Below are 8535 nucleotides of genomic sequence, written 5' to 3' on the forward strand. Positions count from 1 at the left end.
TTTTGTTATTCTTAAAGGTAAGTTAACGCACTATTTCCAGAATAACAGGCCGAGCTTGGAATTTAGAGTCTTTATATAAATCAACAAACTCTTCTTCAAAGGTGTCGTTATATTGCTTGATGACTTCAATAATTGGCGTTAATTTACTTTCTGGAATAATTAACGAAATCAATGAATGTTCTGTTCTTAGAAGATAATCATTTGCACGATAGTTTTTTAATATGGCAGATGTATCAAACAAACACTGACTTTTATGTGGTATAGAACGAAAGTTTGTCATCGTAAATGACATCAATGCTGCGCCGCCAGCCCCCACAAATGCCATCGGTCCAATGAATATTGCCGCAAACACACAAATAGCGCAGCCAACCCATGCCGAGCGCCTTACAATGGTGTAAGCAATCTCAGGAATTATCTGCTCACTTATTGAGTACATCCCGTACTGATTTATCGCATAATAGTGGCGTTTGTCTGCATTTACTAAATAGCGAAACCATGGACATAAAAAAGCAGCTCCTAATATTGGTACAACTGAAAATGCACCAGAGTCTGTCAAAAAAAATATCACACTAAGTAAAATAGAAAACAAAAGAAAGAAATATGTCATTTGTGTTCGAAAAGATATTGGATTAACAATTAGCTCCCACTCGTAGACAGGAGGAGTGGCATAGAGGCGTTCAAATTGTTGTTCTTTATCGAGTGTTTCCATTCTTATTATCTCGGGGCTGGCGTACTATCCTAAGTAAGGATACGCGCAAAATAAGCTGGGCAATAATTGGCTTGGATTTATAACTTGATGGTTTTTCGATAATGATTTGAAAGGCTTTAGTCCTCGTAGGGAATGAGCGATTAGCGAACCTGTAAAAGTGCGTAATCGCCCATATAAAATAGAAATTAATAATCTATTTTTCATTACGATTATAAGTCACTCATAGATTTAACTTCTTCATATTTATCTACGACAACAATTTCAGATAATTCCCTATAAAAAATATTATAATCATCATTAGTATATATATTTCTACTATAAGACACATGCCTAGGAATACTTTCAATTGATACTACATTTCTTTTTTTACATTGCTTAATGCTAACCTTATTTTTAAATAAAACACTATGATATTCAACACTCGGCTTATAATTAACAAACCCAACAGCCAAAAGAGCAAAACCACCCGCACCAACTAGAGCTAATGGCCCCATAATTGCCATTGCAAATACACTTAATAGAACGCCACCCCAAGCAATATACCTAACGGCTGTATAAACAAAATCAGGAATATCCTTTTTAGAAGTATAACGAATTCCAATAGATGTTAATTGATAACAATTTTTTTCTTTTGGCATAAATAAGAAACGATACATAAAATAAGCCATAAAAAACATTAAAACCCAGAATAAAAACAAATCAATAGAATAGTCATCAGCAATAAAAGCTATACTTAATGGCATAATTAAAGAAGAAACAAGAGCAAAGATGAACATACCGAATTCAGTCACTCCCCATTCAATAGCATCCCATTCATAAACAACAGGCGCACTCCATATATCTTCTTTTAATTTTTTAATTTCTTCATCATTAAAACGTGTTAAATTCTCAAGACTCATATTTAGCCCCCTAATAATGATGTTGACAATGGCATATAGGTATATTTTCCCGATAAAAAAGCATCTATTTTGTTTTTTTTCATCAATGATAATTGTTGATTAACTACGACCTTATTTGTATATATATCCTTTTCAGAATCAACAAAATATATTCGCACCTCATCTTCTTTAGAAGATAACGTAATTTGTAATGAATAATACAACCGATTATCTTCTTTTATCCAACCCCCTCTATTTAAATCATCACCTGACCACCCCCCATTTCAATATAGGCGTACTATCCTAAGTTAGAATACACGCAAAATAAGCAGGGCAATAAAACAAACCCCGCCCCCAATAAAGGGCGCGGGTTTTGTTATTCTTAAAGGTAAGTTAACGCACTATTTCCAGAATAACAGGGAAAGCTTGAAATTTAGGAGCATCTTCAAAATCATCAATATACTCTTTTTCAAAAGTTTCATTCAACTGTATTAATATACTTTCAATAGCCGCAATTTTCTCTTCAGGGATAATACAAGCAAAAAACTTTTCTTTCGTATTAATAAAAGATTTACAACTTTTGTAATATTCAAAATTCACATAGCCATCAAACAAACACTGACTTTTATGGGGTACAGAACGAAAGTTTGTCATCGTAAATGACATCAATGCTGCGCCGCCAGCCCCCACAAATGCCATCGGTCCAATGAATATTGCCGCAAACACACAAATAGCGCAGCCAACCCATGCCGAGCGCCTTACAATGGTGTAAGCAATCTCAGAAATTATCTGCTCACTTGTTGAGTACATCCCGTACTTATTTATCGCGTAATAGTGGCGCTTGTCTGCATTAAGTAAATAGCGAGACCAAGGATACATTAAAGAGCCAACAATAATTGGAGAGCTTGCTATCATTAATCCTTTTAGACTAGGTAATAAAATAAATATCCCGACTCCAATAAAGGTGAATGTTAAAGACAGCAAACATGCAAATTTTGTACGGAAATGCATTGGATTAACAATTAGCTCCCACTCATAGACAGGAGTCGTGGCATAGAGGCGTTCAAGTTGCTGTTCTTTATCAAGTATTTCCATTGTGATTATATCGGTGCAGGCGCACTATCCTAAGTTAGAATACACAAAAAGTAGGCTTGTTTTTTTTGCTAAAGTGAAGCGCTTAGGCTGTGTTATGTCAGCACTTATTGTATCTATAAAGAAAGTAAGCACGCCAATATAGACGTGCTTATTGTGCTTTTATACCGAGGTTGTGTTTGACCTTGTTTCGGTGGAAGCAGTGGTGATAATCGGTATCACCTCTCCTAATGGGGGCTCTGTGTTTTGTTTCTTAACAATTTTCGCAACCGCTTGTTCAAACTCTTCATCATCCATGCTTAACCAAAAGTCGGGCTTACGGTGATGGGCCTTATCATACGCAATGGTTGTACTGTCTTTATGTCGAAAAGGCTCATTCATTGGAATGTCCGGCAAAGGTTGGCTCACATCCATATAAGCTTGAATCATATTCCATAAACGTTTGTATTCATCAAGATCTCTTGAGCCATTAATAAAACGGCCAATGGGAACCCCATGTTTATAGCCGTTATAGCGATGGACAAGAAACATATGATAATTAATAAACCCTTGTGGGGTTGGCGCTGTTGTTAGATAACAGTCAAATTCAACAAAGGGATGACTAAATCGCACCTTATTACCAAAGCCATATAATGTAATCATCCCTGTTTCTCGGCTTAATGAAAATAAGGTTTTAATCGGTAACTTGCCATTAAAAAAGGAGAAAGACCACCAAATCAGCAGACATACCGCTAAAATACAACCTAGACCGAGATAAATTTGGTTATATTCATCTTGCCCGGTACCATCCCAAAGATTCATACCACCGGCAATCAAAAAGAATAATGGCATAATATAGAGTGCAATGACTTTCGCGAAAGTCACTGCATAAAAATAAACCAACCCCCACCATGGGAATGTAATATCGTGAATTTCACGTTCACTGTAGATGTCACTCTCAAACGTTTCAAATTTGTTGAGTTCAGAGGGTTTACGAGATGACAACTCTTTCTCTGGTACATGGTGATTATTACGAGTAAACGGAAAATGCACGCCTTTTCTGGCCATTTGTGACCAAAAACCTTGTTGATTCCCCGGTGCTTGCGGCGGAATGTGTTGTGAATTGTACGGGGTATGCATCATGGTTTTCCTGTTAATTTTAAAGGTTATCTGCCCATTCGTCTTGATGGTTACGAAAATCCACTTGAGCAGGTATAAGATTGTTCTTTTTTATGTTTACTTTTTTTAAAGAGAGAAGAGGAAAATCGGTACCTTGATACGTTACTCGTACTTTTGCCAAGATAATGTCCTCAAAAAGAGTCGTTAACCCCAATACAGTATTATTATTTTCAGTTACTTGCATTGGCGCATTAATGCAATACAAATAACTATTACCGAGACTAACAATACCCATAGGCGACAATGCTTTTGAACGTGTAAACTGAGTGCTAGTAGCTTCTGTTTGGCTACTGATTCGCAACTCTTTCACGACTTGTGCAACTTTTAGGTTGATATTGTTCTCATTCAGCGCAATCGGTAAGTTGGTACTGATATGTATATAATGCGTCTTAGGTATGGCCTTCACTCGTTGCAATATATCCTTGCTTAGCTGTAACTGCCCTTTCACCTTTCCTTTAGGATAAACCGTGACCTTAATGCCAATAATAAAATTCACCCAAGTAACCAAAGCCCATTCAGGGTCAGCCAAAGAGGCATACTCCCCTTTACAGCGATCTTCTTCTTTTGCAAAAGGGCCATTGGCTAACCATGCTTGCATTGGCGTGTCTTTTAACCATAAATAACCGAGTCCGCCAGCAAGGGCGATCGCGATGGCTAACCAACCAATTGCCCCACCCATAAATGCGCTTGATAAGGTACCTGCAATTGTTGCTATTGCAGTACCAGAGGCAAATATGCCAGCACCAATTGCGGCATCTTTATCATTTTTATCCCAAGCTCTTAAGGCGTCCCAGCCTGCGAGAGCTGCGGTCAATAGACCACCAAAAATTGAAGCATACCTTAAAACAGTAATCACTCCACTGAAGTAACGACCAAAAATTGTAAAACTGTACTCTGTCACCACCTTTTCTGCTTTTTGACGCAACAATGATTGGCTTTTTACCATAAAGAGGTATGTTTCTGTTGCAACTGTACTGAGGTCAACAATGGCTGAGGCAAAATTGGTCATTGAATAAGTAGGGTCTTTATCAACTTCGATACCATCCCATGCATTCTTTAGATTAATAATCTCAATCAAGGTTAAAAAATACGGCACGCGTAGTTTTTGGTAGATTTGTGCGACTCTTGGATAGTTAACAGCTTTGTTGGTCACGGCATTGTTTAATGGTTTAGCTAATGTAGAGTCTTCAGGCACCATAGCTAACTCAATTGCTGTTATTTTTTTCGCATTTGACATACCACTTTGATTTTTACTGGAACTAATGATTAATGTTCCGTTGTTATCATAGACTTCCCCGCTCCGTATTGTCGCCGCAGCGTCACCCGTTGATAGCCCTTTTGATTTATCTAGGTATTGGAAGCCGATAACTTTGCCCATTTGTCTATCGCCATCAAACGTTTTGATCGTGATTTCCCCAAGAGTTTGAGGATCAAGGATTTTAGCTAGTGACAAGCTAGTGGTAAACGCTTGAGAGAATTGGAGGATTGTAACCTTACCCGTAGCAATACCATCTTGTAGTGATACAAGTGTCTCAAAGAGCTCTCCTAACATTGCTCCGGCAAGAGTGGTCACTCGTCTGAAATTTGTAAAATCAAAGATCTCTGATTGGGCTACACTATTGGATATGGCAGCGAGCGCAGGGTGCGCAGGTTGTTCTTTATCAAGTTGAAGTATTTCATCAGCAATCCCTGACAATAACTCAGGCGTAGCAAGGCCTGAACCGTCGTTGCGAGCATTGTCAGCTTGTTCATATTTCTTGCTTTTATCAATAGCACCTGCGGGTAAAAATAGAATTTGATGCCATGGGTGCGTGCTATCATCTTGCATCATGTTTAGAGCAAAAAACTTTGATTCATCATGATGTGATGAGGGAGCTTTGTTATATAGATCAAGTTTAGCGATATCTTGACTCAGCGATCTTATAACATTGTATCCCAAGGAAAAGCCAATCCAGCCATTGATACCATCTAGTGATGTTAAATCTCTCAATGCCGCGCCATAAAGAAGGTTATTCACACAGCCCATCAATTGCTTTTGGCAAGTGGTGAACGCAACCGACAATAACTCTCGCTCCCTAAGTCTTAGAGTGCGATTAAATAATCCAGATACCGAGGCATCCATGTTTTGTTTTAAATCATACCATGGGTTTTTATCACCCATGGTATTTTTCTGTGGCGAGATAATTTCATTGACAGCCAACGCGACCTTGGCATATTTTTCCTTATCACTGTACTGCATAAGCTGTTGAATATATGAGCTCATTGTACTTATCAATGCCGTTTTTTGCCTTAGGGTAAACTGCGGGTCATTAAATTTAAACGTATTGTATTTATGCTGTTTTGCATACGCTAAATAATCGGTTGATTGTGTCGCTTTCCAGTCTTTTTCTATGGCATTAGTGTCTGATTTTTCAATATGTGCGCGAAGTACTTGCTCTCTCAAGAAGTAATCATGGCAAACATCTTCGAATTTATATGACTTTTTTAGTGTACTGATAGCAGAAGCTTCACCGATGGCTAATCCAACCTCTTGGTTTTTTAATTGGTTAACATAGGTTGCTAATGTGTTGCCCGTAAGATCTTGATTACCAATTGTTGGATCTGCCAACATCAGCTCTTTACCCGCTTCGCGCAAGCGCAGTGTTGGTAATTCACCGGCTGGCTTTATTTCTTTGAAAACAGATTCAAAACGCGCTTTAGCATATTTTTTATCATTTTCAGTAAAATGAATATGTGCGGCGCTCCATTGCATTTCAGAGAATGCAATACCGACCTTAACTTGTTGGCCGTTTTCTTTTTCTGGCAGCCACAGGGTTGCCATTTTAGGCCCTGTTGGAGCTCTCTTTTCTTTGTTGTTTAGCTCAAAATCACCTTTGCTATTACGGTACTGACTTAAATCAACATCTTGAAAGGTAGGTTGCTCACCTTCGTTTTGATTAACTAGAATTTCACGCCAAACTTTACCTTGGTACTGAATATAGAGAAAACCTGCACGTACTGGTGCCACACCTTCTTTGTTCGATGAAAGTGCAGGCATATTAATTAAAGGGAGACACCCCATTAACTTATAGGCTTGTTCATCATTTTTACGTGGTGTCGGCTTCGCATTGATAAACAGAGGCAAGCTAATTGAGCCATCATCACCTTCAAGTTGTAAGTGCACATTGGCTTTATCTTTATCTTGGCTCCAATCCCAACTATAAACTGTTGTTGAATCAAATGTTTCTGTTGTTTCAAGTTTATCTTTATTTAGGTTGTTGTTATTTTCTGGATCAAAAAATTCAAAGCCATATGGTTTGGCATGATTTATACCCGAGACTTCAATGAAGATCTTTTTGCCATCACAAGCAACACCTTGACTGAGGCTTTTTTTATTGGCCATGAATGGTTTTCTCCTGCATGTTTTCTAGCGCTAGTTGATACTCTTGGAGTGTCGGGTTTTGGTTTAATAAAGTGCTTTGTTCTTGTTGATTTGCTAGCACTTTAGCGGCAAAAAGTCGGAACTCAAAAGAGAGTGCTAACAGTGTTTTTAACTCGTCGATATGATCTAAGGAGAACAAGGAAGCATAAGTAAGGATATCGTAACACCAACGCCAATCCTGCGGTTGGGTATAATGTTCAGGGAAACATTCAAAAAAGTAACTAATGGTGCTGTCATCAATCGTATTCAGCAGAGCATTTTCCTGTGAAGACGTCAGTAACCATGGTTCCGAACCACCTTGTAATAAGTTGAGACTGTTATTCTCAATAGCTTCCCATTGTTGGCTCCCCCAAGGTACATTATCAAACCAAGCCAATTTTTTTATATTACCCATCCACGCATGAGTATCTTGCGCCAAGGATTGATGAAAAAAATGACTGGCAACCCTTGGATTTTGAAAATGGAAGATACCTTTTCGCCCCTTATCAAAATTAACAAAGAGTCGTTGCCTTAATTGCTTCATTAAAACCGTTAATGGCACTGTTTTTTCAATTGCTATCATTAAGCCTTTTAAACGCTTACTTTCAATATCATTGATCAATGCAGATAGTTGGTCATTATTGATAGTGATAAGGATTGGACTTAAGTCTTGCGCATCATTTAAGTCTGTTCCTTGATAGAGATTGTGCTTATCGCCATAGCTCACGATGAGTGATGGTAATTGCTGGGAATAATGAGCTAAGAAATACCATTGCTCATCTTTAGCCGAAGTGCTTGGCGTTAAAAAGGTTGGCATATTCATTGGTTGTTACCACATGGACAGTCAGATAAAGGGCATGAACCATCTTGTTGCTTTTGGCACATTTCAGTTAAAGGTACATTGGCAGCATGTGCTGTAAGCAATTTGGCTCTAAGGGCTGGAGTAACAACACTTAATGCCACAGCCGCTTCAACCGCACCAGGTAATAACGGCGCAACACCGGCATAGCCGGAGCCACTGCCTGCACTACCACCTGCATTCATATGTAGCGCCGCACCGACGAATGACACACCCGACGCATCAATTTTAATAAAGCTACCGCCAGCTTTTAATGTAATTTCAGCACCACTTTCAATGACAACTTTATTACCGGCTTTAATATGAATCTCATTACCCGCATCATTCAATATCGCTTTACCCTGTTTAAGATGTAAAGTGCCATCGACCACCAATGTTTGATCGCCTTTAACATGGTGGCGACTTTCACCATCAACCGTTACATGATCATTCACTTTGA

The 8535-nt window shown here is 38.5% G+C and carries 6 protein-coding genes and 1 pseudogene; all 7 read right to left on the bottom strand.

Annotated features, from left to right (window positions below; genetic code table 11):
* Positions 1-22: 22 nt before the first annotated feature.
* Positions 23-709, bottom strand: a complete 687-nt coding sequence (locus Q0V26_RS17325; RefSeq protein WP_297486163.1) for a hypothetical protein — start codon at positions 707-709, stop codon at positions 23-25.
* Positions 710-918: 209 nt separating this feature from the next.
* Positions 919-1608, bottom strand: coding sequence for a hypothetical protein (locus Q0V26_RS17330; protein WP_297486165.1), 690 nt, complete (start codon positions 1606-1608; stop codon positions 919-921).
* A gap of 372 nt (positions 1609-1980) precedes the next feature.
* On the bottom strand, positions 1981-2682 hold the full coding sequence (locus Q0V26_RS17335) for a hypothetical protein (protein WP_297486167.1): 702 nt from the start codon (positions 2680-2682) through the stop codon (positions 1981-1983).
* A gap of 159 nt (positions 2683-2841) precedes the next feature.
* Complete coding sequence (locus tag Q0V26_RS17340) at positions 2842-3801, bottom strand: hypothetical protein (RefSeq protein ID WP_297486168.1); 960 nt, start codon at positions 3799-3801, stop codon at positions 2842-2844.
* A 16-nt stretch (positions 3802-3817) separates the two neighbouring features.
* Complete coding sequence (locus Q0V26_RS17345; RefSeq protein ID WP_297486170.1) at positions 3818-7219, bottom strand: toxin VasX; 3402 nt, start codon at positions 7217-7219, stop codon at positions 3818-3820.
* Positions 7209-8060, bottom strand: coding sequence for a DUF4123 domain-containing protein (locus Q0V26_RS17350; RefSeq protein ID WP_297486171.1), 852 nt, complete (start codon positions 8058-8060; stop codon positions 7209-7211). Before Q0V26_RS17350 ends, Q0V26_RS17345 begins: the two co-directional genes overlap by 11 nt.
* A pseudogene (locus Q0V26_RS17355) lies at positions 8057-8535 on the bottom strand (type VI secretion system tip protein VgrG); the annotation flags it as partial. The gene Q0V26_RS17350 and the pseudogene Q0V26_RS17355, both read right to left, overlap by 4 nt.

The sequence above is a fragment of the uncultured Photobacterium sp. genome (genome assembly GCF_947039875.1).
Lineage (GTDB): Bacteria > Pseudomonadota > Gammaproteobacteria > Enterobacterales > Vibrionaceae > Photobacterium.

What these genes read in the sequence shown, in the direction of transcription:
- Q0V26_RS17340 (WP_297486168.1), bottom strand. Translation starts at nt 3,801, where the DNA reads ATGATGCATACCCCGTACAATTCACAACACATTCCGCCGCAAGCACCG.
- Q0V26_RS17350 (WP_297486171.1), bottom strand. Translation starts at nt 8,060, where the DNA reads ATGAATATGCCAACCTTTTTAACGCCAAGCACTTCGGCTAAAGATGAG.
- Q0V26_RS17345 (WP_297486170.1), bottom strand. Translation starts at nt 7,219, where the DNA reads ATGGCCAATAAAAAAAGCCTCAGTCAAGGTGTTGCTTGTGATGGCAAA.
- Q0V26_RS17325 (WP_297486163.1), bottom strand. Translation starts at nt 709, where the DNA reads ATGGAAACACTCGATAAAGAACAACAATTTGAACGCCTCTATGCCACT.
- Q0V26_RS17330 (WP_297486165.1), bottom strand. Translation starts at nt 1,608, where the DNA reads ATGAGTCTTGAGAATTTAACACGTTTTAATGATGAAGAAATTAAAAAA.
- Q0V26_RS17335 (WP_297486167.1), bottom strand. Translation starts at nt 2,682, where the DNA reads ATGGAAATACTTGATAAAGAACAGCAACTTGAACGCCTCTATGCCACG.